Annotated in this window: 27 protein-coding genes; 18 read left to right on the forward strand and 9 right to left on the reverse strand. The window is 59.9% G+C overall.

What is annotated here, in order from left to right:
• Positions 1–38: 38 nt before the first annotated feature.
• The gene (locus tag ATO10_RS13290) at positions 39–2,573 is read left to right on the forward strand and encodes a DUF4175 domain-containing protein (protein ID WP_035252392.1); all 2,535 of its coding nucleotides are present in this window, start codon (positions 39–41) and stop codon (positions 2,571–2,573) included.
• Here the strand turns inward: ATO10_RS13290 and ATO10_RS13295 are convergent, their stop codons facing one another.
• Entirely contained in the window at positions 2,574–3,395 is an 822-nt protein-coding gene (locus ATO10_RS13295; protein WP_035252399.1) for a zinc-ribbon domain-containing protein, read from the reverse strand.
• Positions 3,396–3,554: 159 nt separating this feature from the next.
• Between ATO10_RS13295 and ATO10_RS13300 the strand changes: the two genes are divergently transcribed.
• Genes ATO10_RS13300 through ATO10_RS13310 form a run of 3 tightly spaced genes read left to right on the forward strand, consistent with a single transcriptional unit; the run spans position 3,555 to position 5,865 of the window.
• Complete coding sequence (locus ATO10_RS13300; protein ID WP_035252401.1) at positions 3,555–4,232, forward strand: cell division ATP-binding protein FtsE; 678 nt, start codon at positions 3,555–3,557, stop codon at positions 4,230–4,232.
• On the forward strand, positions 4,229–5,128 hold the full coding sequence (locus ATO10_RS13305) for a cell division protein FtsX (protein ID WP_035252402.1): 900 nt from the start codon (positions 4,229–4,231) through the stop codon (positions 5,126–5,128). The genes ATO10_RS13300 and ATO10_RS13305 overlap by 4 nt, the downstream gene beginning before the upstream one ends.
• Positions 5,128–5,865 (forward strand): lysophospholipid acyltransferase family protein, encoded by a 738-nt coding sequence (locus ATO10_RS13310; RefSeq protein ID WP_035252404.1) that lies wholly within the window; start codon positions 5,128–5,130, stop codon positions 5,863–5,865. Before ATO10_RS13305 ends, ATO10_RS13310 begins: the two co-directional genes overlap by 1 nt.
• A 151-nt stretch (positions 5,866–6,016) precedes the next feature.
• On the opposite strand, the gene ATO10_RS13315 is transcribed toward ATO10_RS13310, so the two are convergent.
• Together ATO10_RS13315 and ATO10_RS13320 are read right to left on the reverse strand one after the other, a co-directional pair.
• Positions 6,017–6,976 carry an acetyl-CoA carboxylase carboxyltransferase subunit alpha gene (locus ATO10_RS13315; protein ID WP_202898667.1) on the reverse strand — a complete coding sequence of 320 codons (960 nt, stop codon included), beginning with the start codon at positions 6,974–6,976 and terminating at the stop codon, positions 6,017–6,019.
• Positions 6,977–7,129: 153 nt separating this feature from the next.
• Positions 7,130–8,089, reverse strand: coding sequence for an L-malyl-CoA/beta-methylmalyl-CoA lyase (locus tag ATO10_RS13320; protein ID WP_035252408.1), 960 nt, complete (start codon positions 8,087–8,089; stop codon positions 7,130–7,132).
• A 272-nt stretch (positions 8,090–8,361) separates the two neighbouring features.
• On the opposite strand from ATO10_RS13320, the gene dgcN reads away from it, so the two are divergent.
• The 5 genes from dgcN (at position 8,362) to ATO10_RS13345 (ending at position 13,535) form a co-directional block, all read left to right on the forward strand.
• On the forward strand, positions 8,362–9,363 hold the full coding sequence (gene dgcN, locus ATO10_RS13325) for an N-acetyltransferase DgcN (RefSeq protein WP_035252556.1): 1,002 nt from the start codon (positions 8,362–8,364) through the stop codon (positions 9,361–9,363).
• Positions 9,364–9,402: 39 nt separating this feature from the next.
• Positions 9,403–10,368, forward strand: coding sequence for an N-acetyl-D-Glu racemase DgcA (gene dgcA / locus ATO10_RS13330; protein WP_035252409.1), 966 nt, complete (start codon positions 9,403–9,405; stop codon positions 10,366–10,368).
• Positions 10,369–10,386: 18 nt separating this feature from the next.
• Positions 10,387–11,250, forward strand: coding sequence for a D-amino-acid transaminase (locus ATO10_RS13335; RefSeq protein WP_035252410.1), 864 nt, complete (start codon positions 10,387–10,389; stop codon positions 11,248–11,250).
• A gap of 120 nt (positions 11,251–11,370) precedes the next feature.
• A complete protein-coding gene (locus ATO10_RS13340; RefSeq protein ID WP_051598150.1) occupies positions 11,371–12,804 on the forward strand; it encodes an OmpA family protein in 1,434 nt (477 codons plus the stop codon).
• Between the two features lie 26 nt (positions 12,805–12,830).
• Positions 12,831–13,535 carry a hypothetical protein gene (locus ATO10_RS13345; protein WP_035252411.1) on the forward strand — a complete coding sequence of 235 codons (705 nt, stop codon included), beginning with the start codon at positions 12,831–12,833 and terminating at the stop codon, positions 13,533–13,535.
• Between the two features lie 66 nt (positions 13,536–13,601).
• On the opposite strand, the gene ATO10_RS13350 is transcribed toward ATO10_RS13345, so the two are convergent.
• From ATO10_RS13350 to ATO10_RS13370, 4 genes are all read right to left on the reverse strand, one after another.
• Positions 13,602–14,648: a calcium-binding protein gene (locus tag ATO10_RS13350; RefSeq protein ID WP_162174100.1), complete on the reverse strand. Its 1,047-nt coding sequence runs from the start codon at positions 14,646–14,648 to the stop codon at positions 13,602–13,604.
• A gap of 143 nt (positions 14,649–14,791) precedes the next feature.
• On the reverse strand, positions 14,792–15,109 hold the full coding sequence (locus tag ATO10_RS13360; RefSeq protein ID WP_035252414.1) for a DUF1244 domain-containing protein: 318 nt from the start codon (positions 15,107–15,109) through the stop codon (positions 14,792–14,794).
• A gap of 12 nt (positions 15,110–15,121) precedes the next feature.
• On the reverse strand, positions 15,122–15,466 hold the full coding sequence (locus ATO10_RS13365; RefSeq protein ID WP_035252415.1) for a 5-carboxymethyl-2-hydroxymuconate Delta-isomerase: 345 nt from the start codon (positions 15,464–15,466) through the stop codon (positions 15,122–15,124).
• A 3-nt stretch (positions 15,467–15,469) separates the two neighbouring features.
• On the reverse strand, positions 15,470–16,210 hold the full coding sequence (locus ATO10_RS13370) for an N-formylglutamate amidohydrolase (protein WP_035252417.1): 741 nt from the start codon (positions 16,208–16,210) through the stop codon (positions 15,470–15,472).
• A gap of 145 nt (positions 16,211–16,355) precedes the next feature.
• Here ATO10_RS13370 and pyk point away from each other — a divergent pair, with 145 nt between their 5' ends.
• The 8 genes from pyk to ATO10_RS13410 all read left to right on the forward strand — a co-directional run bounded on the left by pyk (position 16,356) and on the right by ATO10_RS13410 (position 23,496).
• Positions 16,356–17,801 (forward strand): pyruvate kinase, encoded by a 1,446-nt coding sequence (gene pyk / locus ATO10_RS13375; protein ID WP_035252418.1) that lies wholly within the window; start codon positions 16,356–16,358, stop codon positions 17,799–17,801.
• A gap of 28 nt (positions 17,802–17,829) precedes the next feature.
• The gene (locus tag ATO10_RS13380; RefSeq protein WP_035252419.1) at positions 17,830–18,051 is read left to right on the forward strand and encodes a hypothetical protein; all 222 of its coding nucleotides are present in this window, start codon (positions 17,830–17,832) and stop codon (positions 18,049–18,051) included.
• 128 nt (positions 18,052–18,179) lie between these two features.
• Positions 18,180–18,380 (forward strand): 50S ribosomal protein L35, encoded by a 201-nt coding sequence (gene rpmI / locus ATO10_RS13385; RefSeq protein WP_035252420.1) that lies wholly within the window; start codon positions 18,180–18,182, stop codon positions 18,378–18,380.
• A 12-nt stretch (positions 18,381–18,392) separates the two neighbouring features.
• Positions 18,393–18,755 (forward strand): 50S ribosomal protein L20, encoded by a 363-nt coding sequence (gene rplT / locus ATO10_RS13390; RefSeq protein WP_035252421.1) that lies wholly within the window; start codon positions 18,393–18,395, stop codon positions 18,753–18,755.
• A 137-nt stretch (positions 18,756–18,892) separates the two neighbouring features.
• Positions 18,893–19,966, forward strand: a complete 1,074-nt coding sequence (gene pheS, locus ATO10_RS13395; RefSeq protein WP_035252422.1) for a phenylalanine--tRNA ligase subunit alpha — start codon at positions 18,893–18,895, stop codon at positions 19,964–19,966.
• Positions 19,967–20,016: 50 nt separating this feature from the next.
• Complete coding sequence (locus tag ATO10_RS13400) at positions 20,017–20,598, forward strand: hypothetical protein (RefSeq protein ID WP_155886770.1); 582 nt, start codon at positions 20,017–20,019, stop codon at positions 20,596–20,598.
• Positions 20,595–22,997, forward strand: a complete 2,403-nt coding sequence (gene pheT / locus ATO10_RS13405) for a phenylalanine--tRNA ligase subunit beta (RefSeq protein ID WP_035252424.1) — start codon at positions 20,595–20,597, stop codon at positions 22,995–22,997. The genes ATO10_RS13400 and pheT overlap by 4 nt, the downstream gene beginning before the upstream one ends.
• 49 nt (positions 22,998–23,046) lie before the next feature.
• Positions 23,047–23,496, forward strand: a complete 450-nt coding sequence (locus tag ATO10_RS13410; protein WP_035252425.1) for a YtoQ family protein — start codon at positions 23,047–23,049, stop codon at positions 23,494–23,496.
• On the opposite strand, the gene ATO10_RS13415 is transcribed toward ATO10_RS13410, so the two are convergent.
• Positions 23,493–24,191, reverse strand: coding sequence for a glutathione S-transferase N-terminal domain-containing protein (locus tag ATO10_RS13415; protein WP_035252427.1), 699 nt, complete (start codon positions 24,189–24,191; stop codon positions 23,493–23,495). The genes ATO10_RS13410 and ATO10_RS13415 overlap by 4 nt on opposite strands.
• Positions 24,192–24,338: 147 nt before the next feature.
• Here ATO10_RS13415 and mscL point away from each other — a divergent pair, with 147 nt between their 5' ends.
• Positions 24,339–24,764 (forward strand): large conductance mechanosensitive channel protein MscL, encoded by a 426-nt coding sequence (gene mscL / locus ATO10_RS13420; RefSeq protein WP_035252428.1) that lies wholly within the window; start codon positions 24,339–24,341, stop codon positions 24,762–24,764.
• 51 nt (positions 24,765–24,815) lie between these two features.
• Here the strand turns inward: mscL and ald are convergent, their stop codons facing one another.
• Complete coding sequence (ald, locus tag ATO10_RS13425; RefSeq protein WP_035252559.1) at positions 24,816–25,931, reverse strand: alanine dehydrogenase; 1,116 nt, start codon at positions 25,929–25,931, stop codon at positions 24,816–24,818.
• Positions 25,932–26,052 lie beyond the last annotated feature (121 nt).

Raw genomic sequence — 26,052 nt, forward strand, 5'->3', positions numbered from 1 at the left:
CTGAACGCACCCCGCTTGTGGGGTGTCTGGATTGCGCAATGTCACAACCTGACGTCTCTGACCCGGTCCTTAAGACCCTGAAACGCCCCCTGCGCCTGACGCGGGTGGGGATGGTTGCCGAACGCCTTGTGCGCGCCTTTTGGCCCAGCTGGAGCCTCGCCCTGCTGGCAATCGTCCCCTTGGCACTTGGGCTGCAGAACCATGTGCCGATCTTTGTCGTGCTGGTTTTTTTGTTGGGTGTTGCCACGCTTTTGGGGCTGACCCTGTGGCGTGGGGCGCAACAGTTTGTCTGGCCCACCAGCGAAGAGGCACAGGCGCGGCTGGACGAAACCCTCCCCGGACGCCCGATTGCGGCGCTGTTGGATGATCAGGCCATCGGCAAGGGGGATGCGGCGACTCAGATGGTGTGGCAGGTGCATCAGCGGCGCATGGCGGCGCGGGCCTCTACTGCGCGGGCAGTCCACCCCGACCTGCAACTGGCATCGCGTGATCGTTTCGGTCTTCGCTACATCGCGCTGACCACTTTCGCCGCCGCCGCGACCTTTGGCTCGATCTGGCAAGTGGCGACAATCACCGACCTGCCCGAAACATCTGGCGCCGCGCAGGCGCTGGGCCCGGCATGGGAAGGCTGGGCCGAACCCCCCGCCTATACGGGCCGCCCGGGACTGTACTTGAACGACATCATCGCGCCGGTGCTTGAACTGCCGCAAGATACCCAGATCACCCTGCGCCTGTATGGCGAAGACGGCCGCGCCAGCGTGACCCAGAACATCGCCGGCGACGAACATGAGGTGACCGAGGACGGTGCCTCGCATCTGTTCCGCTTGGCGCGCTCGGGTGAGATGCAGGTGGGGGACCGCGACTGGCAAGTCCTGATGCAACGTGACTTCCCCCCCATGGTCGAGGTCACCGCCCCGCAGGAGTTCGGCCCCGCAGGTGAGATCCGCCAGCGCTATGAACCCAGCGACGATTATGGCGTTGTGGCAGGCAAGGTTGTGATCTCGCTTGATCTGGGGGCGATCGAACGCAGCTATGGCTTGGCCGTTGCGCCCGAAGAACGCGATCCAATCGAGCTGGACCTGCCCATGCCTTTGGTCGGCGACCGCACCGCGTTCGAAGGCATCCTGATTGAAAACTTCTCGGAACACCCATGGGCGCGCATGCCCGTGCTAATGCGGTTCGAGGTGCGCGATGCGCTGGATCAGCGTGGCCTAAGCGCGGCAATCCCGGCAAATCTGGGCGGGCAACGGTTCTTTGACCCGCTGGCCAAGGCCATCGCCGAGCTGCGCCGCGATCTGCTCTGGAGCCGCGAGAACGGTAAAACCACTGCCCAGTTGCTGCGGGCCATTAGCCACCTGCCGGATGGGCTGTTTCGTGACTCGGCGCATTATCTGAAACTGCGCCACGCGATCCGGCAATTGGAAGAGGGCGTCAAAGGCGGGCTGACCACCGAGCGCCGCGACGAGGTGGCTCAGGTGCTCTGGGAACTGGCGCAAGAGCTGGAATTCGGCGATCTGGACGACGCGCGCGAACGGCTTGAACGGGCGCAGGAACGTCTGGCCGAGGCCATGCGCAACGGTGCCGATCCAGCCGAAATCAACGAGTTGATGCAGGAACTGCGCGAAGCCATGAACGATTACCTGCGCCAACTGGCACAGGAACAGCGGCAGGAAGGCGGCGATCAGCAAACCGCCCAGAATGGCGAGGCCAACGAGGTCACCCAAGACCAGCTGCAGGAAATGATGAACAAGATTCAGGAGCTGATGGAAGAAGGCCGGATGGCCGAAGCCATGGCCTTGATGGAACAGCTGATGGAACTGATGGAGAACCTGCGCATCACCGAAGGGCAGGGCGGCGAAGGCCAGCCCAGCCCCGGCCAGCAGGCACTGGATGGGTTGCGCGAAGGGCTGCGCAATCAGCAGGGCCTGTCAGATGACACGTTCCGCGACTTGCAGGATCAGTTCAACCCGAACGCAGGCCGCGAAGATGGCCGGGCCGAGGGCCAGCCGCGCCCCGGTGAAACCCCCGGTGGCCGTGAACAAAGCGAACAGCAGGGCGAAGGTGCGGGCGATCAGCGCAGCCTTGCCGAACGCCAAAGCGATCTGCGCGAACAGCTGCAGGAGCTGCAACAACAGATGCCGGGTCTGGGGGGTGAAACCGCCGATGAAATTCAGGATTCGCTGAACAATGCGGATCGCGCGATGAACCGTGCAGAACGCGACCTGCTGCAGGGCGATCTGCCCGGCGCGTTGGACAATCAGGCCGAGGCGATGAATGATATGCGGGATGCGATCCGCGGCTTGGGTCAGGCTTTGGCCCAGCAACAACAAGAACAGCAAGGTGAAGGTGCTGGCGACCCGCAGCAGGCACAACAGGGTGGGCCACGTGACCCATTGGGCCGGGGTGAGTCCGGCGATGGACCGAATTCAGATGGCAGCTCGTTGCGGGATGGCGACGTGATTTTGGGCGAGCGCGCACAAGAGCTTCTGGATGAAATCCAGCGCCGCTCGCTGGAACAGAACCGCCCCGACCTAGAGCTGGATTACCTTAAACGGCTGCTTGATCGTTTCTGATCACTTCGCCAGATCAGTCAAAAAGCCTGTCGCCTTTTCGGCGGCGCCGGTAACCGTAGAGTTCACTGAAACTCGAACGGCGTTCACGGAATCAACGTAACCAACAAGAAACGGCTTGGTTCCGGGCGCCATCATGGCGATTTTCGGGGCCAGCAGGTACAGCGCTGCGGCCAGCGCGCCCAGCACGACGACCGCGCCAAATCCCAATCCGAACTGGCCGCGCCTGCGCGGCAGTGGATCGTTCTCAAGAACCTGCGACGAGGCACCAGATTCCCGCCGGTCTGACGTTGCACGCAGGGTTGAATTGATCTCTTCGATGTCGGGCAACAAGTCCCGGCGCGATCCGGTCGAGGTCGGTTCCACGGTGGGTGGATCAACGGCTTCGTCACTGGCGGCCCGCAGCCGGGCAACTCGCTCGCGCAAGCCTTGGGCCGCGGCCGCGGTGCCTTCATCAAGGCCAAGGTCTGGCTGGCTTTCCAGCGGCGCACGTCCTTCGGCGCGTCGCGCAGTGCTTTCGCGCTCGGCCTCTTCGCGCAGTACATTCAGCACGCTCTCGTCCATCGGGCGGCGCTGCGGCGCTTCGGTTTCGGTCGGCGTATCCTGGGTGGGTTCGGGCTCCGGCTCGATGGCGACTTCGGCCTCTGGCTCGGGCGTCGGTTCAGGCGCGGGGGGCATCAACGCTTTTTCCTCGGCCTCCATGCCGGGGCCGGGCTGAAACCATGTCGTGCCGCAGTTCGAACACTGCACATCACGCCCATCGACGGGGATGACGGAATCATCCACCTCGTATTGAGCGTCACAATTGGGGCATATCAGTCTCATGTTGTCACCGCCTGAGGCCCTGCTGCGTGGCCCTACCCTGCCTGTTATTAACCTATGATGTATCAATTAACGGGGAAATTCAAAGACTTTGCATCTTCATATGATTGAAACTTTGGTCGTGCTCGGGCAAGACTGCACCATTCACAGGCGGAGTTTTCGGTGATCGAGCTAGATAAAGTGGTCCACAGCTACGGTGGGGGCGAGTTGCTCTCGCAGGTCTCCCTGCGCCTTGCGCCGGGGTCATTCCACTTTCTGACCGGGCCGTCTGGAGCAGGAAAAACGACACTTTTGAAACTGTGTTACGGGGCGTTGCTGCCCACGTCGGGGCAGGTTCGGGTGTTCGGCCAGGACCGCCGCGAGATGACCCGCGATGACATCGCCCTGAACCGGCGGCGTATCGGCGTTGTCCATCAGGACTGTCAGTTTCTGGATCACCTGTCCGTTGCCGACAATGTCGCTTTGCCCTTGATGGTATCGGGACGGGCGGATGGCGAAGAAGCTCAGCATCTTGATGAATTACTGTCTTGGGTCGGATTGGCGCCTCAGGCGCAGTCACGCCCCCCCGAATTGTCAGGCGGTGAACGACAGCGTGCTGCGCTGGCGCGGGCTGTGATCATGTCGCCCGATGCGATATTGGCAGATGAACCCACCGGCAATGTCGATTGGGAAATGTCTCTGAAGTTGTTGCAGCTGCTGATCGAGCTGAACCGCATGGGAAAAACCGTGCTGATCGCCACCCATGATCTGAACCTGATCCGCGCGGCCAAGGCGCAGGTCTCGGCACGAGTGTTGCGCATTAAGGATCGTCGGTTGCAGTTGGCGGGGGCGGATTTGTGAACGCTGTTCTAAAAACCCTTGCAGATCTGTTGGCCGGAGACAAACAAGCCGACCGCGTGGTGCCTCCGACAGGGTTCACAGTTCGGCTGACCGTTTTTACAGCCGCCGCGATGGCGTTCTTGGCGGTCTTCGCCCTTGCACTGTCAATGGCATCGGGCCGCTTGGCGGATCGCTGGGGCGAGGCGCTGGCCCGCACCGCGACGATCCGCATCTCGGCACCTCAAGGGCAGATTCAGGCGCAGACCGATGCTGTCATGGCGATCTTGTGGACGACCCCCGGCGTGGCCGATCCCCGCGTTTTGTCGCGCGATGAGCAGAAAGATCTGCTTGCGCCCTGGTTTGGCCCGGATTTGCCCGTCGACAACCTGCCGCTGCCGCAATTGATCGAACTGACCGATGAAGGCTATGACGCCGAAGGCCTGCGCCTGCGTCTCAGCGCCGAAGCGCCGGGCGCGGTGCTTGATGACCACACCCGCTGGCGCCGCCCGTTGATCCGTGCTGCCGACAGGCTGCGGATGCTGGGGCTGGTGTCGATCCTGTTGATTGCATTGACCACAGCAGCCATGATTACCTTATCGGCCAATGCCGCGCTTGCGGCCAACGCCAAGGTGATCGAGGTGCTGCGTCTGGTCGGCGCGCGCGACACCTATATCGCCCGCGCTTTCGTACGACGTTTCACCGGGCGCGCCTTACAGGGTGCGCTGCTGGGAACCGTGCTTGGCATGGGGGCGATTGCCCTGCTGCCCGGCGCTGACCCGGCAGGAGGCTTCTTGACGGGGCTGGGGTTTCAGGGTGCAGGATGGATTCTGCCACTGATCATTCCGCCTCTGGCAGGCGGTGTGGCGTTTGCGGCCACCCGCGCGGCGGCGTTCAGGGTGCTCGGAGGATTTACCTGATGGTCTATGCTTGGCGCTGGTTGCGCTCTTTGGTGTTCGTGACCCAGATGTACTTGATGATGGCGCTTCTGGCGGTGTTCTTTACGCCCTTGGCGGTGATCTCGCGCCCATGGGCGTTTCACGGCATCCGTACCTACTGTCGCTGGGTGCGCTGGACGGCGGGCTGGATGATTGGGTTGAAGTCCGAAATTCGTGGCGAAGTGCCAAAGGGCGAGGTTCTGATTGCTTCGAAACACCAGTCGTTCTTTGACATCATCATGATTGTCTCAGTCACCCCGCGTCCCAAGTTCATCATGAAAAAGTCCCTGCGCTGGGCCCCTATTCTTGGCTACTATGCGATGCGGATCGGGTGCGTCCCGATTGATCGTGGCAAGCGGGGGGAGGCGATCAAACAGATGGTGCGGGACGTTCACAAAGGCCGCGCCAAGCCCGGACAGCTGATCATCTATCCGCAGGGGACGCGTGTCGCCCCCGGCGCAGACCGCGCCTACAAGATCGGGACAGGGGTGCTCTATGAGCAGCTGGGTCAGGATTGCGTGCCAGCCGCGACCAATGTGGGTGTGTTCTGGCCCCGCACGGGCATCTATCGCAAACCTGGCCTTGCCGTGGTGGAGTTTCTACCAATAATACCAGCGGGTCAGCCGATCGATGTCTTTATGAGCCAACTTGAAGAGAGAGTTGAAACTGTCTCGAACCAATTGATGGCAGACGCCGGGTTCCAGCGCCACCGCCCCTAACCAAATTGTGTGCCTGCGGCACAAGCCGATGCGCACCGCCTATGCGGCGGTGCGGTGGGCGCGTGGTTGATGTTCTGATCCTAGGTTGCAGCAGGGTGCCCGCCGCACGAAGTGCGCAAAAGTCTTGGCGCCCTTGGGCGCCGCTTTTGAATTAGGCAGCCAGGCCTTTGGACCCGATCGAAAGGAATTTTTGGCGTCGATCCTGAATCAATGCGGTACGATCCATACCTGAAAGGTCTTCCAGCATTGACGAAACAGCACGCCCCACGGACGCAATCGCGGCGTCGCGATCACGTTGCGCGCCTCCCATGGGTTCGGTGATGATCCGGTCAATGATGCCAAGGTTGTGCAGGTCCTGCGCGGTCAGACGCAGCGCCTCGGCGGCTTCGCGCATCTTTTCGGCGTCTTTCCACAGGATCGAGGCGCAGCCCTCGGGGGAAATCACCGAGTAGATCGAGTGCTCCAGCATCGCCAGCCGGTTGGCCGTTGCAAAGGCCACAGCCCCGCCAGAGCCGCCTTCGCCGATCACGACGCTGACAAGTGGAACGCCGATTTCCAGACATTTCTGGGTTGAACGGGCGATGGCTTCGGATTGGCCGCGCTCTTCGGCGCCTTTGCCGGGGTAGGCGCCGGGCGTGTCGACCAGAGTCACCACGGGAATGTTGAACTTGTCGGCCATTTCCATCAGGCGGATCGCCTTGCGATAGCCTTCGGGCCGGGCCATGCCAAAGTTGCGTTCGATGCGGGTTTTGGTGTCGTTGCCCTTTTCCTGACCGATTACCATGACCGGTTGATCGTTAAGCCGGGCCAGCCCGCCCATAACGGCGTGGTCATCCGCAAAGTTTCGATCCCCCGCCAGAGGGGTGTATTCAGTAAACAGCGCGTCGATATAGTCCGCGCAATGGGGGCGGTTGGGGTGACGGGCCACAAGACATTTCCGCCAAGGGGTCAGGTCCTGATAGAGTTCCTTGAGGAGCTCGCTGGATTTCTTGTCCAGCGCGGCGGCTTCTTCGGTGACGTCCATCTCTTCATTAGAGGCGGCCATCGCGCGCAGCTCTTCCGCTTTGCCTTCAATTTCGGCCAGAGGTTTTTCAAATTCGAGATATTGCATCATGCCGTCCCATTTCCCGTTCGCCGATATATGACCTTGGGAAAAGCAAATTGCAACTCACAGGGTGCGCAAACGAACACGGGGCCGCTGAGGCCCCGTGTATGATCCGTATGCATGCAATGTGCATCACATGTGCATGGGTTGTGTATTGGCTTAGCTGCCGGCGATCAGTTCCGACTGAGCAACGATCACTTCGGCCTGTTTGATCGACGCGATATCGACCAAACGACCCTTGTAGACGGTCGCGCCTTCGCCGTTTGCCTTGGCCTGTTCCATCGCGGCCAGAATCTCGCGCGCTTCGGCAACAGCTTCCTCGGACGGGGTGAAGACCTCGTTCGCCAGCGCGATCTGCTTGGGGTGAATGGCCCATTTGCCGACCATGCCCAACGTGGCCGAACGCTTGGCCTGCGCAATATAGCCTTCGTCGTCCGAGAAGTCGCCGAACGGGCCGTCGACCGGCAGGATGCCATGGGTACGGCAGGCAGCGACGATGGCGGCCTGCGCCCAGTGCCACGGGTCCGACCAGTGCTTTTCGCCTTCGCGCAGCATGTAGTAGTTTTCCTGCGTACCGCCGATGCCAGTGGTCTGCATCCCCATTGACGCGGCAAAGTCTGCAGCACCCAGCGACATCGCCTGCAGGCGCGGGCTTGATGCGGCGATGGCCTCGACATGGGCCAGACCTGCTGCCGATTCGATGATCACTTCAAAGCTGATTGGCTTGATGCGGCCTTTGGCGGTTTCAATCGCGGTCACCAGCGCGTCCACGGCGTAAACGTCTTCCGCGCAGCCCACTTTGGGGATCATGATTTGATCAATGCGGTCACCAGCCTGTTCCAGCAGGTCCACAACATCGCGATACCAGTAGGGCGTATCCAAAGAGTTGATCCGCACCGACATGTATTTATTGCCCCAATCAATGGTGTTCAGGGCTTCGATAATGTTTGCGCGGGCCACGTCCTTGTCACTGGGCGCAACCGAATCTTCGAGGTCCAGGTTGATCACGTCCGCAGCCGATGCGGCCATTTTCGGGAACAGTTTGGTGTTCGAGCCGGGGCCAAACAACTGACAGCGGTTCGGGCGGGCAGGGGCGGCGGGCTGAAGGCGGAAGCTCATAGCGGAACTCCTTAGTAATGATGTTACGATTTCTGTTGGTCATTCGATAGAATATTGCGCTCACAGCTTCAAGAGTTGTTTTGCAGGTGCAGCGAAACGACGCGATATCTGGTCAGTCTTTCAACGCTTTGGCGATGCATTCGAAGAATCTTCGACAATTTGGCAGGAAAGCAATGGATACCTACGTTGGAAACGGTTTCTGCGGCGCATATCGAGAAAACATCCCGCCGAAAATGCACATTCTTTGCCTCAACACAGCGAAGGGTGCTCTGATGATCCATACTCCATATCTTTTGTTCTTGGGCGATGCGCCCGATCCGTTGGCTGCGAAAGTTGCGCAAGGCATCAAAGACTGGCGTCCTGACAATGCGATTGGCCAGTTTCGGATGGAGGGCTGCAAGGCTGACATGGGTCTGACCGATATGACATTGGCCGAGGCCAAAGAGGCAGGTGCCAAGACGCTGGTTATTGGCGTGGCCAACCGCGGCGGTGTGATCAGCCCGGCATGGAAAAAGGTGCTGGTCGCTGCGCTTGAGGAGGGGTTTGATCTGGCCTCGGGCCTTCACAACCTTCTGCGCGACGAGCCGGACTTGGTTGCTGTTGCCGAAGCCTGTGGTCGTACCCTGCACGACGTGCGCGTGCCCTCTGTCGACTATCCGATTGCCACCGGTGTGAAGAGGACCGGCAAACGTTGCCTGGCTGTCGGCACCGATTGCTCGGTTGGCAAAATGTACACCGCGCTGGCGATGGATGCTGAAATGCGCGAACGCGGCATGAAGGCCACCTTCCGCCCCACCGGCCAGACCGGCATTTTGATCACCGGCGACGGCGTGCCGCTGGACGCAGTGGTTGCCGATTTCATGGCCGGTGCTGTGGAATGGCTGACACCGGACAACGACCCAGACCATTGGGACCTGATCGAGGGGCAGGGCAGCCTGTTTCACGTGTCCTATTCCGGCGTGACCATGGCGCTGGTGCATGGGGGGCAACCCGATGCGCTGATCCTGTGCCACGAGCCGACCCGCGAACACATGCGCGGTCTGCCGGGCTATGATTTGCCGTCGCTGGCAACATTGCGTGACACCGCGTTGCAACTGGCCAGTGTGGCCAACTCCGCCTGTCAGGTAGTCGGAATCTCGGTCAACACCCAGCATCTTTCCGAAGAAGATGCTGTCGCCTATCTGGCGCAGGTCGAGGCCGATATGGGCCTGCCCGCGGTTGACCCGTTCCGCCAAGGCGCAGGCCGTTTGGTGGATGCGTTGGACGCGATCTGATTTAACGTCAGCAGACCAAAAGAAACGAAAGGGCAGGGTTTGGAACTGACCATCACCCGCGATGTGTTCGCCTTGGCGCAGGCCTTCACCATTTCGCGCGGCTCGCGCACCCATGCACAGGTTTTGACCGTGCATCTGAGTGACGGAACCTTCACCGGGCGCGGCGAATGCGTGCCCTATGCCCGCTATAACGAGACGCTCGATAGCGTTTCGGCCCAGATCGAGGGGGCGTCCCTGCCCATCGATCGTGCCGCCCTGCTTACCACCCTTCCAAGCGGGGCGGCGCGTAATGCTTTGGATTGCGCGTTGTGGGACCTAGAGGCCAAACGGGCCGGTAAGCGCGTTTGGGAGCTCGCAGGGCTGCCCGCTCCGAAACCCGAGATAACCGCCTATACCCTGTCCTTGGATACGGCCGAGAACATGCGGTTGGCTGCAGCAAAGAACGCCTTTCGCCCCCTGCTGAAGATCAAGCTGGGAACACCCGATGATATGGTGCGGCTGGAAGCGGTGCGCCAAGGCGCCCCCGACGCGCGCATCATCGTGGACGCCAATGAAGGCTGGAGCGCCGAGGTTTACGCCGATCTAGCCCCGCATCTGATCCGTCTGGGGGTTGAGATGGTCGAACAGCCCCTGCCTGCGGGTGCGGACGACATGCTGGCCGAGATTGACCGCCCGCTACCCGTCTGCGCCGACGAAAGCTGCCATGACCGCGCAAGCCTGCCCGCGCTGAAAGGCAAGTATGACATGGTCAACATAAAGCTGGACAAAACCGGTGGCCTGACCGAGGCGCTGGCGCTGCGCACGGCAGCCCTTGCCGAGGGGTTCGACGTGATGGTTGGCTGCATGGTTGGCTCCAGCCTTGCCATGGCCCCCGCGACATTATTAGCCCAAAATGCAGCCGTGACAGACCTTGACGCGCCGCTGCTTCTGTCCGAAGACCGTGAGCAACCGTTGAAATACGACGCCCAAGGGGTTCACCCGCCGGCGGCAACGCTTTGGGGCTAAGCCCAAGAGGAGACGCACATGACCCGCACTGTATACGTGAATGGTGAATACCTGCCCGAAAACGAAGCCAAGGTTTCGATCTTTGACCGGGGGTTCCTGATGGCGGATGGCGTCTATGAGGTAACAAGTGTTCTGGGCGGCAAGCTGATTGATTTCGACGGCCACCTGAAACGTCTAGAGCGCTCGCTGAACGAGCTGGACATGCCCAAGCCCGCCGCTTTTGATGACCTGCTGGAAATTCACCGCAAGCTGGTGGCCGAAAATGGCATTACCGAGGGCATGGTTTACTTGCAGGTGACCCGTGGCGCACCTGACGACCGCGATTTCGTGTTCCCCGACGCCGAAACGACCGAACCCACTGTGGTTCTGTTCACCCAGAATAAGCCCGGTCTGGCCAACAGCCCGGCTGCCAAAACCGGGATCAAGGTGATCTCGATTGACGATATCCGCTGGGGCCGTCGTGATATCAAAACCGTGCAGCTGCTTTACCCGTCGATGGGTAAGATGATGGCCAAGGCGCAGGGGTGTGACGATGCTTGGATGGTCGAAGATGGCGCCGTGACCGAAGGCACCAGCAACAACGCCTATATCGTCAAGGATGGCGTGATCATCACCCGCAACCTCAGCACCGACATTTTGCACGGCATCACCCGCGCCGCCGTTCTGCGTTTCGCCCGCGAAGCCCAGATGAAGGTCGAAGAACGCCCCTTTACCATCGAAGAGGCCAAAGCGGCGGATGAGGCTTTTGTGACCTCGGCTTCGACCTTTGTGTTCCCGGTTGTTGAAGTGGATGGCGCTGCTGTGGGGACAGGTTCGCCCGGACCCGTCGCGACGCGCCTGCGCGAGATCTACCTCGAAGAGAGCCTCAAAGCCGGGGTTTAAGGCTTTTCTGAGCGAAAAACCGTTACTGGGAAGGTCGCACAGCTATTCCCACTATCGGGATGTATGTTTTTTTGGTTAAACCCTGTCTAACGCAAAACAAATTGCGAAAGGACAGGGACAATGAACACGCTTTTAGGCGGGGTTGTTTTCGTCGTTGGCGTCGGCGGGCTAAGCCTGTGGGGCGCTTACGACCATGCCCGTGATATGGAGGCCGAGGTAACCTCGGCCGCCGCGCAAGCTGTCAGCAGCGCCAAGCACGGTGTCGACACCCAGGTGTCGGGCCGCGATATCATCGCAACAGGGATCGCCGATACCGAGGCCGAGCGGAACGATCTTCTGGCCGCACTGAATGACATTCAGGGGCGCCGTGTGGTGGTTAACCGGATCGCCGTGTTGCCCATGGCCGCGCCGTTTGCCTTTGGGGCCGAGCGCGCCGACGGGGTGACCTCCCTTTCGGGGAATGTCCCGTCTGAGGTTGATCGCGACGCGCTGAGCGGTGCGGACGGGGCAACGGCGTTGGCGCTGGCTTCCGGGGCGCCCAATGGCTGGGCGACGGCAGCGCAAAGTGCCATTGATGCCTTGGCGCCGTTGCAAGATGGCGCGGCGATGATTTCAGACACGGACATGGTGCTGAAAGGCACTGCAGCGACCCCGGCAGAGCATGATGCTGCCTTGGCGGCCTTAGCGGCCCTGCCGGAGGGTTTTCAAAGTTCGGCAATGATCGACATCGTTGATGATGGCAATCCGGACTTCACCGTAGACTTTGATGCCGCCAGTCTGACGCGCGTGTCAGGCAAGCTGCCCAAAGGCGTGGTTCTGGGTGACATCGCTGGCGCGCTGGGCATTTCTGGGATCACCGGCGACGCCTTCAGCAGCTTTGGCGAGGATGCAGATGCCTTGGCATCGTTCGGTGGTTTGGCTGACTGGTTGGGGCAGTTCGATCTTCTGCGCCTGACCCGGTCGGCGGGACAGACCAGTATCAACGGGCAGGTCTTGCCCGGTGCCGATCTTGAACTGATCCAACAGGGGATGGCCGAGAGCCTGCCGGGCGTCGAGATAACCCTGACAGAAAGCACGCGTGAGGTGTCGGAAGGTGACGAGCGGCTGAACAGTCAAACCGCTCAGACCGAACGTTACAGCAGCGGCTTTTGGTTGCCGGTTGTGGCATTTGATCCCTCGCCAGACACTTGCGATGTGCAAGCCAGTTCAGTGCTGTCGGAGACCCAGATCAATTTTGTGACGGGGTCTGCCCGCCTGGATGCCCGCGCGTTGCACGGGGTGAACGCCCTTGCTGCCGTCGTACGGCCCTGCGTTGGCGAGGCCGGTCTGACGCTGGAACTGGGGGGGCACACCGACAGCACAGGAGACGCAGCGGCGAACCAGGCGCTAAGCGCCCTGCGGGCCGAGGCCGTACGGCAAGCGCTGATCGCGCGCGGTGTCGCGCAAAGCGCGATGCGTGCGCAGGGCTATGGTGCTGATCAGCCGATCGCCAGCAATGAAACCGAAGCAGGGCGCGCCGCAAACCGGCGCACCACAGTGATCTGGTCTGACTGACCGCTCGGAGAGAGGGAGAATAGAAGATGTTTCGTGAATGGGGTTTCCTGATCACCGAGATGGTGGTGTTGATCATTCTGGCGGCTTTGTTGGGTCTGTTGGTGGGCTGGCTTATCTGGGGGCGGCGCGAGGTCGAAACCGTGGTCGAGGCCGACACGTCCCAAGCCGATGCGCTGCGCGCGGATCTGGCGGGGTGCCGGGATAACGTTGCGCAACAGACAGCGCAGATCGCGACACTGCAGGCCGATCTGGATGCGGCGCAACTGGCAACATCCGAGGCCAACGCAAGGGCTGATGCCGCTGCAAGTGCCGCTGCCGAGGCTGTCGCGCCAGTGGCTGCAGCGGCCACCGTTATGCCCGAACCTGAACCTGCACCTTTGCCAGAAGCGGAGCCGATCAATCAGGATTTCGACGGTGACGGAGTGGTCGAAGGTACCGACGAAGGGGCCAAACCAACGACTCTGACCCAAGCCCGCGGTGGGCAGGCAGACGATCTGAAGCAAATTAAAGGCATCGGCCCCAAGCTGGAATTGCTGTGCAACAAGTTGGGCTTTTACCATTTCGATCAAATCGCCGCGTGGAGCGATCAGGAAGTGGCTTGGGTTGATGCGAATCTGGAAGGGTTCAAAGGCCGCGTGTCGCGCGACAAGTGGGTGGAACAGGCCCAGCTTCTGGCTGATGGCGGAGAGACAGAGTTTTCGAAACGCGTCGAGGATGGCGACGTTTACTAAATTGCGAAGCCCGGACCAAAGGCCCGGGCTTCATTCGTTTCCTGGATTGGCGCTGTGACTGCGGCGTTAGACCAACACTTCTACGAAGAGATATGGATCCAGTTCGTCGGGGTCCGCAGTGCCAAGCACAAATGCGACTTGATGACCGGCCACCTCGATTGACAAGGCGTCAACGGGCCCATCCACCGGTGTCAGGACGGGTTCAGCACTGTCACCCTCGCCCAGCAAGCTTGAATCGATGATGATGTAGACCTCTTCGCCGGGTTCATAATCGACAATCTGAACGGCAAGGTCGTTTTCTTCGTCAAACCAGACGATGAACTCGTCGACATCCGCGCCGCCGCTAATCAGATCACCATCATCTGCCACCAGAACGTCGATGCCAGCACCACCGACCAGCGTGTCGATTGAGTCGTCTGTTCCCTGGGCGTCAACGCTCATAATGAAGTCGTCGCCTTCGCCCCCATCAAGCTGGTTGCTGCCATGCAAATCGACCAGTTCGTCATTACCGTTGCCGCCCAGAATCGCGTCATCCCCAGCGACCGAGGATTCCGCCAATGCGTCGCCGTCTAGATTGAGCAGCACGTTATAGTCCGTGTCATCCGAGAACATCTCGACGATATCCGGTCCGGCATTGGTATCGTCGCCGTCGCCGAGGTTGAGCGTGTCATCACCCAAGTCTCCGGCGACCACATCGTTGCCGGCTTCTCCGTTAATGGTGTCGTTGCCGGGGCCGCCATACCCGATGTCATTGCCGTCCCCCAAGAAGAGATCATCATCCGAGGCCAGCCCGTAAACGATGTCATTGCCACCGAGCGAGGAAATATCATCTTCCTCCGGGGTCCCGAAGATTTCGTCATCCCCTTCGGTCGGGGTGCTGCTTACGGGATCATCGCCGGAGTCATCTCCGGTATCGCCCCCAGTGTCATCACCAGTGTCGTCCCCGGTGTCATCCCCAGAGTCGTCGCCTGTGTCATCCCCCGTATCATCGCCGGTGTCGTCACCCGGCTCGATCGGCATATCGTTCGCGACGTCATCATCATCGTCGTCCACGACGGCTTCGTAGATCAAAACGGAGCTTAGGAGACCGCCAAGCATTAAAAGCGTAAGCATGCTGAACCCACCATATGCAATTTGAATTAATTGCGTTCATTTGTGGGCGGCTGGGCCAGAAAGTCAAATGCCATCGGAATTTGTTTCCCGGGTCGACACAATCAACCCAGGGTTATTCCTTTGGCCGCAATCTAACGGCGTTTTTAGGGGGTCTGATTTTCTACGTTCTTGGCAAATGACTCTTTAAACGCCGACTGTTGTTCAGGCGTCGAATCCGTTTGATAGTTGGCCTTCCAATCGGCGTAGGGCATGCCATAGAAGGCTTCCCGGCCTTCGTCTTTGCTCATCTCGATGCCGCGTTCTGCCGCGGCTTCCTGATACCACCGGCCCAGACAGTTTCGGCAAAATCCGGCCAGGTTCATCATGTCGATATTTTGCACGTCGGTCCGGTCTTCCATCAGATGTTTTTGCAAACGACGAAAGGCGGCGGCTTCCAGTTCAAGGCGGGTTTGGTCGTCCATGGCCAAGGCTCCTTAGCGCGTGTGTTTGGCGTATGTTGCCGGATTTATGTCCTTGATGTCCACGCTTAGGCTGCCAACCAGAGGCAAATGCGCCTTGAGCGTCTTCAATGCGGTCTGCGTGACAAGAGCCTGCGTTGCGCTGTCGCGTCCGGCCAAAAGGCGGATGGTGACGTGGACAAAACCACTGTCACCGTGGCCCAGCACCCAATGGGTTGCGGGGGTGGCGCGGACTTTGATGGCGTTCGTATCAGGAAAGGCGCCACTTTCTTTGGCGCTGTCGAACAGGGCCTGGCACAGGTTTTTCATGTCATGATGCGTGGTCACGTCGGCGGAGTATTCAACGATGAAATGAGGCATGATCTACAGTCCGGCTTTGGCGACCACTTCGGTCAGAATCGGGGCAAGGCGTTCGGCCCACTGATATTGCTGGTGTTCGGTCTCGATCAGATCATTGCGCAATTCGATCAGCGTGTTGTTGCGGCCTTTCGCCTCGGCGTGGATGTCAATCGAGTCCCCCGGCAGGTGCCCGCCATAGGGTTCGTTTTCACCAACGCATAGATCTGACTCTTGATGCAGACGATCAATCAGCGGGCGGGACAGACGGTCATCGGCCGCATGCAGAATGCCGATGTGCCAGGGCCGGGGTGGGCGCCCGTTCAGCTGTCGGGTGTAAGAATGCACGGAAACGATGATCGTGTCCGGGCGCCGCGCTGCCAGATCTTCGAGCGCCGCGTGATAGGGCCGATAGAGCATCTCTTTTCGGCGTTCCAGTTCATCGGCATCCGCGCGGGCATTGCCCGGAATTATCGTGCCATCATAAAGCTTCATCAGCAGGGTTGGGTCATCTTCGCCGCGGTTCGGGTCGATCACGAGTCTTGAGAAATTGGAAAAGATCGCCGGGCTGTTCAGCTGCTCGGCCAGCCGCCGCGAAACGCCCGCCGCCCCCGGATCATAGGCAATGTGACGGTTCATATCTTCGGGATGCACACCTAAACAGCCGCCTGAAATGAAGTCAGGCACGTGGTTGGTGGCATGGTCGCAAGTGATGAGCCATCGACCGGGTCGGTCCTGACCTTCGACGAAAAATGGGGCGTATGTCATGTCGGTGTGATGTTTTCGAGGCACCCAACGATTTAGGCTATGCAGACAGAAAGCGCCAGTTGTCAGAGCGAATGTTAGCGTATAACAAAGCCGAAAATACCATCCGTGCGGCCCAGGGCAGCACCAACCAAAAGGTTCAGACTGCATGAGACGCCTCCGCAACGTCAAAATCGTCGCCACGCTTGGCCCCGCATCGAATGATTACCAAATGATCCGCGCCCTTTTCGAAGCTGGCGCTGACGTCTTCCGTCTGAATATGAGCCACGGCTCGCATGAGGAAATCCGCGAACGTCACGCGATCATTCGTCAGATCGAAGCAGATACCGAGCGTCCGATTGCCATTCTGGCCGACTTGCAGGGTCCGAAGTTGCGTTGCGGTGTGTTTGCAGGGGATAGCGAGGAATTGCTGGAGGGGCAAAAGTTCCGGTTTGATCTGGATGAAACCCCCGGCGACGCAAGCCGTGTCTGTTTGCCACATCAGGAAATCTTTCAGGCACTGAAGCCCGGTTCGACCCTGCTGGTCAATGACGGCAAAATCCGGGTCTCGGTGGATGCCTGCGGCGAAGACTTTGCCGATTGTACGGTTGTGGTGGGCGGGACCATTTCAAACCGTAAGGGCGTGAATGTACCTGATGTGGTGCTGCCGGTGGCGGCGCTGTCCGAGAAAGACCGCCGGGATCTGGAGTTTGTCTGCGATCTGGGTGTGGATTGGTTGGCCCTGTCCTTTGTGCAACGCCCCGAGGACGTGTTGGAAGCGCGCGAACTGGCGCAGGAACGCGCTGCCATTTTGTCGAAGATCGAGAAGCCAGCGGCAGTGGATGCCTTTGCGGAAATCCTGCGTGTTTCCGATGGGATCATGGTGGCACGGGGTGACCTTGGGGTCGAGCTGCCAGTGCATGCGGTCCCGCCGATCCAAAAGCGCCTGATCCGGGGCTGCCGCGCCGCCGCCAAACCGGTGATCGTGGCCACCCAGATGCTGGAAAGCATGATCGAAAGCCCTGTGCCGACCCGGGCCGAGGTGTCCGACGTTGCGGCCGCCATCTATGAGGGCACGGATGCAGTGATGCTCTCGGCGGAATCGGCGGCGGGCGATTTTCCGATCGAAGCTGTGACCACGATGCACAATGTTGCCGTGGAAATCGAATCCGACCCCACCTATCGCAGCGTGATCGAAGCCAGCCGGGGGGCCTCGCATCGTGGGGTTGCCGGGGGCATCGTTGCCGCCGCGCGTGAGATCGCGGAAACCGCTGACATCAAAGCGATTTGCTGCTTTACGCACTCGGGCACGACAGCATCGTTGACCGCGCGTGAACGCCCGCGCGTGCCGATCATCGCACTGACACCTTTTGCCGAGACGGCCCGTCGTCTGAGTTTGCAGTGGGGCGTGAACTGTTATCTGTCGGGCGACGTTGATCGCTTTAAGATGGCGGTTGTCAGCGCTGCGCGCGCGGCGCGCAAAGGTGAGTTCGCCTCGGAGGGTGATCAGATCGTTGTCACCGCCGGTGTGCCCTTCAATGTGCCGGGCACCACCAACATTCTGCGCGTTGCGCCCTGCGATGAACGGCTGATTTTTACTGCAGACCCTGAATAATTAACTTTTACTGTGCTATAAGCCCGGCATGGATACTGATCTGTTTCTTGTTATTGGGGTCGTGCTGGGCGGTTTGGCCATCCCTTCGTTGCTGAATGCGTACTCTGAGGGGCGGCCACCGCGTTTCGCGGCAATGCTGGCAATTGCGGCCGGGGCGCTGATTGTGCTGGCCGTGACCAACAATCCGGTTGGCTATAAGCTGGAAGACATCCCCGATGTCTTCACACGCGTGATTGGGCGCATGCTTTAAGCCAGTTTTCCGGCAATACCCCTTGCCTCATACGGGCTTTCCCCGTATACGGCGCGCTCTATTAAAGGTGCGACCGGCCACAAGGCATGCCGAGTCGCGCTTTCACCGCTCAGACTAAGGAGACGGAAATGCCGAAGATGAAGACGAAATCGAGCTGCAAAAAGCGGTTCAAAGTGACGGCCAAGGGCCGCGTGAAGGCCGGTCAGGCCGGCAAGCGCCACGGCATGATCAAACGCACCAATAAATTCCTGCGCAACGCGCGCGGCACCACTACGCTGGCAGCGGCTGACGAAAAGATCGTCAAGTCGATGATGCCGTATTCGCGCTAAGGAGGGTTTGATATGTCTCGAGTAAAAGGCGGAACCACCACCCACGCCCGTCACAAGAAGGTCATCAAGGCTGCGAAAGGCTATTACGGCCGCCGCAAGTCGAACTTCAAAACCGCAACTCAGGCCGTCGATAAGGCGAACCAGTACGCGACGCGCGACCGTAAGCAGCGCAAGCGTAATTTCCGCGCCCTGTGGATTCAGCGTATCAACGCTGCCGTTCGCAGCCACGACGAAGCCCTGACCTACAGCCGTTTCATCAACGGTCTGAACCTCGCCGGTATCGAAGTTGACCGTAAAGTTCTGGCCGATCTGGCCGTGAACGAGCCCGAAGCGTTTACCGCCATCGTCGATAAGGCGAAGGCCGCGCTGGCATAACCCGACCCATCGGGTAAGAGATTGAAAGCCGCGGCCCCGCAGGGGGGTCGCGGCTTTTGTCATATCTGCGCCCCCCGAAAGGTTGCATTCAGGGCAACACGTGATAGCAGGGTCGCAACGAATTTGGAGGTCGGGACATGGACGATCTGAGGCAAAAATATATCGACGCCATCGCCGGTGCGGGGGATGAAGCCACGCTGGAAGACCTGCGTGTGCAGGCGGTTGGCAAAAAGGGCGAAGTGGCGCTGAAAATGCGCGAGCTGGGCAAGATGACCCCTGAGGAACGTCAGGTCATGGGCCCCAAGCTGAACGCCCTGAAGGATGAAATCAACAGCGCGCTGGCCGCCAAAAAATCCGCGCTGGCCGATGCCGCGCTGGACGAGCGCCTGCGCACCGAGTGGCTGGACGTCACCCTGCCCAGCCGTCCGCAGCGCCAGGGCACCATCCACCCGATCAGCCAGGTGACCGAAGAGGTCTCCTCGATCTTCGCCGACATGGGCTTTGCCGTGGCCGAAGGCCCTCAGATCGAAAGCGATTGGTACAATTTCGACGCGCTGAACATCCCGCCCGAGCACCCCGCGCGGCAAGAGCACGACACGTTCTTCATGCACCGCGACGCGGGCGACAACCGCCCGCCGCATGTGCTGCGCACCCACACCTCGCCGGTGCAAATCCGCGCGATGCAGGCTCAGGGCGCGCCCATTCGCATTATCGCGCCGGGCCGGGTGTATCGTTGCGACTATGACCAGACCCACACGCCGATGTTCCATCAGGTCGAGGGCCTTGCCATCGACAAAGACATCTCGATGGCGAACCTGAAATGGGTGCTCGAAGAATTCTGCCGCGCGTTCTTTGAGGTTGATGAGGTCGAACTGCGCTTCCGCGCCTCGCACTTCCCGTTCACCGAACCCTCGGCCGAGGTCGACCTGCGCTGCTCGTGGCAGGACGGGACGCTGAAAGTTGGCGAAGGCGACGACTGGATGGAGATTTTGGGCTCGGGCATGGTCCACCCCAAAGTGCTGGCCGCTGGCAACATCGACCCCGATGTTTACCAAGGCTTCGCCTTTGGCGTCGGCATCGACCGCATCGCCATGCTGAAATACGGCATCCCCGACCTGCGCGCGTTCTTTGACAGCGACTTGCGCTGGCTGCGCCACTACGGCTTTGCAAGCCTCGATCAGCCGACCCTGCACGGGGGGCTGAGTAGGTGATAACCTCGAGTTCAATTTTCGAAGGTATCGCAGCTGTATCACAGCTGGCGATGGCCTTTGTTGTTGGACTCGGTGTTTGTGTCGCTTACGTGCAGTTGAGCCAGTGGAAAAGAGAAAAGATTGCAGTTAAGCGCAGCGAGTTAGGAGAAGACCTAGTTTCTGTCGCGACCGATCTAATCGGAAAAGTCTCGATCATTCGGTCACCATTCGGCTATGGCCCTCCAGAAGGCGAAGAAGATGATGGCACCTATGACTATCGTCGACGTCTTAGAGAACTGGCAGAGTTGGATGATGAGTTTGCCAAGCTACGCCAGCTAAAGATTAGATCTAAAGCTTGGATAGGGGACGACAGCTTGGCAGAAGCCATCGACGCATTCTTTGATGCCCGCGGCAAGCTAATCGTCGGCATAAACGGAAAAATCCGGGAAATCCGCGGGGCTTCCCGCTACGGACTCGAATACACTGAGGGTGATGCCGCGCGATCAGAGCGGTACGACCTTTATGTCTGGGAGGGTGCTGACGTCCCGACCGAAGGTGAGCCGGTTGATCCAATACTTACGCTGTTAAACCCAGCACTTGACGAAATCGAACGGAAGATGATTCCGCTAATTAGACTAGAGGCGCCGAAATGAAATTCACCCTCTCCTGGCTGAAAGACCATCTGGAAACCGAGGCGAGCCTCGATGAGATCCTCTATGCCCTGACCGATTTGGGGCTCGAGGTCGAAGGCGTCGAAAACCCGGCTGAAAAGCTGCGTGATTTTCAAATCGCCAAGGTCAGCCACGCCGAAAAACACCCCGACGCCGACAAGCTGCGCGTTTGTAAGGTGGACACCGCCGATGGCGAGACACAGATCGTCTGCGGCGCCCCGAACGCGCGTGAAGGCATCACCGTGGTGCTGGCCAAGCCTGGCACCTACATCCCCGGTCTGGACCTGACCATCAAGGTCGGCAAAATCCGTGGCGTTGAAAGCTTCGGCATGATGGCGTCCGAGCGTGAGCTGGAGCTGTCAGACGAGCACGACGGCATTATTGAGCTCCCCTCGGGCGAGGTCGGTCAAAGCTTTGCCGATTGGCTGGCGGAAAACGACCCGTCCAAAGTTGATCCGGTGATCGAGATTGCCATCACCCCCAACCGCCCTGATGCGCTGGGCGTACGTGGCATTGCCCGCGACTTGGCGGCACGTGGTTTGGGCACGCTGAAAGCGCGCGAGGCTGCACCGGTTGAAGGCAGCTTTGCTTGCCCCATCAGCGTGACGATTGATGCCGAAACGCAAGAGAAAGCCTGTCCGGTGTTCTATGGCCGTGTGATCAAAGGCGTGAAGAACGGCCCGTCGCCCGCGTGGCTGCAGGATTGCCTGAAGGCCATCGGGCTGCGTCCGATCTCGGCGCTGGTCGATATCACCAACTTCTTCACCTATGACAACAACCGCCCGCTGCACGTGTTCGACGCGGATAAGGTTGCCGGTGGTGCCCTGCGTGTGCACGGGGCCGAAGGTGGCGAGAAATTCATGGCGCTGGATGAAAAAGAATACGTCATGGACGCGGGGATGACCGTGATCTCGGACGCCAATGGGGTTGAAAGCCTTGGTGGCGTGATGGGCGGTTTGCACTCGGGCTGCACCGAGGAAACCACCAATGTGTTCCTTGAGGCTGCATTCTTTGACCCGATCCGCACCGCGATGACCGGCCGTGCGCTGAAGATCAATTCAGACGCGCGCTATCGGTTTGAACGTGGCATTGATGCCGCTTGGACCGCCGAAGGTATTGAGCACGCTACCCGCATGATCCTTGATCTGTGCGGCGGTGAGGCGTCCGAGGTTGTGGTCGCCGGCGAACAGCCCGATTTCAGCCGGTCCTACAAGCTGGACACTGACCGCGTGCAGTCGCTGGTGGGCATGGACCTGCCCGCAGATGAACAGCGTTCTACCTTGACCGCTTTGGGCTTTACGCTGGACGGTGACATGGCCACCCCGCCGACATGGCGCCCGGATGTGCTGGGCTCGGCTGACTTGGTTGAAGAGGTCGCGCGTGTGGCCTCTCTGACTAAGCTTGAGGGCAAACCTTTGCCGCGCGCGCAGGTGGGCGTGCCGCGTCAGATCCTGACTCCGCTGCAAAAGCGCGAACAGATCGCGCGCCGCACCACGGCGTCGTTGGGCTACAACGAATGCGTGACTTACAGCTTTATTGATCAGGCCTCGGCCGAGCTGTTTGAAGGCGGTTCCGCGCCCACGATGCTGGAAAACCCGATCAGTTCAGAAATGAGCCATATGCGCCCCGACCTGCTGCCCGGCCTGTTGCAGGCCGCGGCCCGCAATCAGGCGCGTGGGTTTGCTGATCTGGCGCTGTTCGAAGTTGGCCCGGCCTTCCAGGGTGGCGAGCCCGAGGAACAGCACATTCAGGCCGCTGGTCTGCTGGTCGGTCATACCGGCCCCAAAGACGTGCATGGCGCGCGCCGTGCGGTGGACTTGTATGACGCCAAGGCCGATGCCGAAGCCGTATTGGCCGCCATCGGCGCCCCCGCCAAGGCGCAAATCCTGCGCGGCGCGGCAAGCTGGTGGCATCCGGGGCGGTCGGGCAAAATCTGCCTTGGCCCGAAAAAGGTGCTGGCCGTCTTCGGCGAGCTGCACCCCAAAGTGCTGGACAAGATGGGCGTCAAAGGCCCCGCCGTGGCCTTTACCATCTATGTGCAGGAACCGCCGATGCCGCGTAAAAAGTCGGCCTCTAAAGGTGCGATGACCGCTTCCGACCTTCAGGCTGTCGAGCGTGATTTCGCCTTTGTGGTGGACGCGGATGTTGAGGCGCTGACGCTGGTTAACGCTGCAGCCGGTGCCGACAAGGCATTGATCGAAGAGGTTCGCGTGTTCGACGAATTCATCGGCGGCGCGATGGGGGAAGGCAAGAAATCACTTGCCATCACCGTGCGCTTGCAGCCGCGCGACGCGACGCTGAAGGAAAAAGACATCGAGGCCGTTGGTTCCAAGATCGTCGAAAAGGTCACCAAGGCCACCGGCGGCACGTTGCGCGGTTAACAGATCTCGGGCGGCCTTTGGTCGCCCGTTTCATTTTCAGGGGGAAGAGATGGCTTTGAACGTTTTCCTGTCCGGCGAAATTCACACCGATTGGCGTGAGCAAATCATGGAGGGCGCCAAAGGCTTGGACGTGACCTTCAACAGCCCTGTCACCGACCACGATGCCAGCGACGATTGCGGTGTCGCGATCATGGGGGCCGAGGACAGCAAGTTCTGGCATGATCATAAGGGCGCAAAGCTGAACGCCATCCGCACCCGCAAGGGGATCGAAGATGCCGATGTCGTGGTTGTGCGCTTTGGCGAGAAATACAAGCAGTGGAACGCCGCATTTGATGCGGGCTATGCCGCCGCCTTAGGCAAATCGCTGATCATCCTGCACGGGCCTGACCATCAGCACGCGCTGAAAGAGGTCGATGCCGCGGCCCTGGCAGTAGCGTCAGAGCCGCGACACGTGGTTGAGATACTGCGCTATGTACTTACCGGCGCGTTGCCCGGTTAAGCGGGCACTTTCAGCCCGGTCTGTACGGCGGGACGGTCAAGGAAACGTTCAAGATAGGCGTGGACCTTGGTGAATTCGTCCCAACCCACGCGCTCGCCGCCCTTATAGAAGTTCTTCATCGTGTTCAGCCAAGGTGCAATGGCGATGTCAGCGATGGAATAGTCCCCGGCGATCCAGTCACGCCCATCTGACAGCTGCTTTTCGATCACACTCAGAATGCGCTTGGCCTCGGCGGCATAGCGGTCTGCACCACGCGGGTCTTCGATCTCTTTGCCGGCGAAAGTGTGGAACCAGCCAAACTGGCCAAACATCGGGCCAACGCTGCCCATTTGGAACATCAGCCATTTCAGCACGTCCAGACGTTTGATCGGATCGGTCGGCAGAAGCTGCCCGGATTTTTCCGCCAGATAAATCAAGATCGCGGCGCTTTCGAAAATGGAAACGGCTTCGCCCTGCGGCCCGTTCGGGTCTACGATCGCAGGGATTTTGTTGTTCGGGCTTATCTCAAGGAAGGCTGGATCAAACTGATCATTCGTGTCGAACGAAATTTTGTGATCTTCATAAGGCAGGCCGATCTCTTCGAGCATGATCGACACTTTCACACCGTTGGGCGTCGCCAGCGAGTAGAGCTGCAAAATGTCAGGGTTCTGGGCGGGCCAGCGGGTGGCCACGGCGAAGTCAGAGAATTTGGTCATGGGGTGTCCTGTCGCGAAGCTGCTATGCGGGGAATGAGATATGCAAAGTACCCGCCGTTTTGAGCTTTATTTATGATAGATAGCCTGTGCGCAAGCGCGCAGAACTTGTGTCTGTGGGTTGGGAAATAGGAAAGGGAAGGGGCAGGTATGCTCAAGGAATTTAAGGACTTTATCGCCAAGGGCAATGTCATGGATATGGCCGTCGGTATCATCATCGGTGCGGCCTTTACCGCCATCGTGAAGTCGATGGTCGGCGACCTGATCAATCCGATCATCGGTTTGGTAATCGGCGGGATCGACTTTTCGAACATGTTCTGGCTGATGGCCGGCGAAGGCGAATATGCCTCGCTGACCGAAGCGCGCGAGGCAGGCGCAGCCGTGTTCGCCTATGGTGCCTTCATCATGGCCGTGATCAATTTCCTGATCATCGCTGCCGTGGTGTTCATGCTGGTGCGCTATGTCAACAAGGTCAAAGATGCCGCCGCAAAAGAAGAGGCCCCGGCAGAGGAAGCCCCCGCCGGGCCTACCCAGGAAGAACTGCTGGCTGAAATCCGCGATCTTCTGAAGAAGTAATAACCACTCACAAACAGACACGGCCCGCCATACCCGGCGGGCCGTGTCACTTTACTTGATCACCACCTGAGGTGAGATCACGTCGATTTCCAATGCTTTGCCCACGGCGTAATTGGTTAACTGACCGGCATGGGTGTGCAGACCTTCCAAAAGATGCGGATCGTCGGTGCAGGCTTGCTTCCAGCCTTTGTCAGCCAAAGCCAGAATAAACGGCATGGTCGCGTTACCCAGGGCGATGGTCGATGTCCGCGCCACAGCGCCCGGCATGTTTGCCACGCAGTAGTGCACGATCCCGTCCACATCATAAATCGGATCCTGATGAGTGGTCGCGTGCGAGGTTTCGAAACATCCGCCCTGATCAATCGCCACGTCCACGATGGCGGCACCGGGTTTCATCATCACCAGATGCTCGCGCCGCACCAGCTTGGGGGCAGCAGCACCGGGGATCAGCACGGCGCCAATCACCATGTCGGCGGTCTGCAGCAATTCCTCAAGCGCGGTGGCCGAGGAATAGCGGTTGCGGAACACGCTGCCGAAGGTGTCGTCCAGATAACGCAGTCGGGGCAAAGACATATCCAGAACGGTGACATCCGCCCCCATGCCCGCCGCGATCCGCGCGGCATTCGTGCCAACAACGCCACCACCAATCACCACGACCTTCGCGGGGCCGACGCCCGGCACGCCCCCCATTAGAACGCCACGCCCGCCATTGGCCTTCTGCAAAGACCATGCGCCCATTTGGGGGGCCAGGCGGCCAGCGACCTCGGACATCGGGGCCAGCAGCGGCAAGGCGCCCTGGGCATCCGTCACGGTCTCATAGGCGATGGCGGTGACGCCCGCATCCAGCAAGTCATGGGTCTGGGCGGGGTCAGGGGCAAGATGCAGATAGGTGAACAGCAGCTGCCCTTCGCGCAGCATCTTGCGCTCCTGCGGCTGGGGCTCTTTGACTTTCACGATCATCTCGGCGCGCTCAAAAAGCTCAGGCGCGGTAAGAACAATCTCGGCCCCCACCGTGAGATAGCTGTCATCTTCAAAGCCCGAGCCAGCCCCGGCGCCAGCCTGAATCAATACGCTGTGGCCCCGGCGCACGGCCTCGGCCACGGCTTGTGGCGTCATGCCCACGCGATATTCTTGCGGTTTAACTTCTTTCGGACATCCGATGATCATGGTGGCGTCTCCCAAATCCCATTTCCTTGATGGTGACCCAGGTCGGATCGAATTGGCTTGATTTTCTGCGCGCAGTCTGCGCCAAAATGGGAAAATCATGCCGCATATTGGTTAAAGTTCG

It is taken from the genome of Actibacterium atlanticum, from assembly GCF_000671395.1.
Lineage (GTDB): Bacteria > Pseudomonadota > Alphaproteobacteria > Rhodobacterales > Rhodobacteraceae > Actibacterium_D > Actibacterium_D atlanticum.

Excerpts from the sequence above, each read along its gene's own strand:
- ATO10_RS13400 (WP_155886770.1), top strand. The coding sequence starts at position 20,017 with ATGGCCTTTGTTGTTGGACTCGGTGTTTGTGTCGCTTACGTGCAGTTG.
- ATO10_RS13370 (WP_035252417.1), bottom strand. The coding sequence starts at position 16,210 with ATGACATACGCCCCATTTTTCGTCGAAGGTCAGGACCGACCCGGTCGA.
- ATO10_RS13380 (WP_035252419.1), top strand. The coding sequence starts at position 17,830 with ATGGATACTGATCTGTTTCTTGTTATTGGGGTCGTGCTGGGCGGTTTG.
- ATO10_RS13335 (WP_035252410.1), top strand. The coding sequence starts at position 10,387 with ATGACCCGCACTGTATACGTGAATGGTGAATACCTGCCCGAAAACGAA.
- ATO10_RS13360 (WP_035252414.1), bottom strand. The coding sequence starts at position 15,109 with ATGGACGACCAAACCCGCCTTGAACTGGAAGCCGCCGCCTTTCGTCGT.
- ald (WP_035252559.1), bottom strand. The coding sequence starts at position 25,931 with ATGATCATCGGATGTCCGAAAGAAGTTAAACCGCAAGAATATCGCGTG.
- mscL (WP_035252428.1), top strand. The coding sequence starts at position 24,339 with ATGCTCAAGGAATTTAAGGACTTTATCGCCAAGGGCAATGTCATGGAT.
- pheT (WP_035252424.1), top strand. The coding sequence starts at position 20,595 with ATGAAATTCACCCTCTCCTGGCTGAAAGACCATCTGGAAACCGAGGCG.
- ATO10_RS13345 (WP_035252411.1), top strand. The coding sequence starts at position 12,831 with ATGTTTCGTGAATGGGGTTTCCTGATCACCGAGATGGTGGTGTTGATC.
- pyk (WP_035252418.1), top strand. The coding sequence starts at position 16,356 with ATGAGACGCCTCCGCAACGTCAAAATCGTCGCCACGCTTGGCCCCGCA.
- ATO10_RS13320 (WP_035252408.1), bottom strand. The coding sequence starts at position 8,089 with ATGAGCTTCCGCCTTCAGCCCGCCGCCCCTGCCCGCCCGAACCGCTGT.
- rplT (WP_035252421.1), top strand. The coding sequence starts at position 18,393 with ATGTCTCGAGTAAAAGGCGGAACCACCACCCACGCCCGTCACAAGAAG.
- rpmI (WP_035252420.1), top strand. The coding sequence starts at position 18,180 with ATGCCGAAGATGAAGACGAAATCGAGCTGCAAAAAGCGGTTCAAAGTG.
- ATO10_RS13295 (WP_035252399.1), bottom strand. The coding sequence starts at position 3,395 with ATGAGACTGATATGCCCCAATTGTGACGCTCAATACGAGGTGGATGAT.
- ATO10_RS13415 (WP_035252427.1), bottom strand. The coding sequence starts at position 24,191 with ATGACCAAATTCTCTGACTTCGCCGTGGCCACCCGCTGGCCCGCCCAG.
- ATO10_RS13340 (WP_051598150.1), top strand. The coding sequence starts at position 11,371 with ATGAACACGCTTTTAGGCGGGGTTGTTTTCGTCGTTGGCGTCGGCGGG.
- ATO10_RS13310 (WP_035252404.1), top strand. The coding sequence starts at position 5,128 with ATGGTCTATGCTTGGCGCTGGTTGCGCTCTTTGGTGTTCGTGACCCAG.
- dgcN (WP_035252556.1), top strand. The coding sequence starts at position 8,362 with ATGATCCATACTCCATATCTTTTGTTCTTGGGCGATGCGCCCGATCCG.
- pheS (WP_035252422.1), top strand. The coding sequence starts at position 18,893 with ATGGACGATCTGAGGCAAAAATATATCGACGCCATCGCCGGTGCGGGG.
- ATO10_RS13410 (WP_035252425.1), top strand. The coding sequence starts at position 23,047 with ATGGCTTTGAACGTTTTCCTGTCCGGCGAAATTCACACCGATTGGCGT.
- ATO10_RS13315 (WP_202898667.1), bottom strand. The coding sequence starts at position 6,976 with ATGCAATATCTCGAATTTGAAAAACCTCTGGCCGAAATTGAAGGCAAA.
- ATO10_RS13350 (WP_162174100.1), bottom strand. The coding sequence starts at position 14,648 with ATGCTTACGCTTTTAATGCTTGGCGGTCTCCTAAGCTCCGTTTTGATC.
- ATO10_RS13290 (WP_035252392.1), top strand. The coding sequence starts at position 39 with ATGTCACAACCTGACGTCTCTGACCCGGTCCTTAAGACCCTGAAACGC.
- ATO10_RS13365 (WP_035252415.1), bottom strand. The coding sequence starts at position 15,466 with ATGCCTCATTTCATCGTTGAATACTCCGCCGACGTGACCACGCATCAT.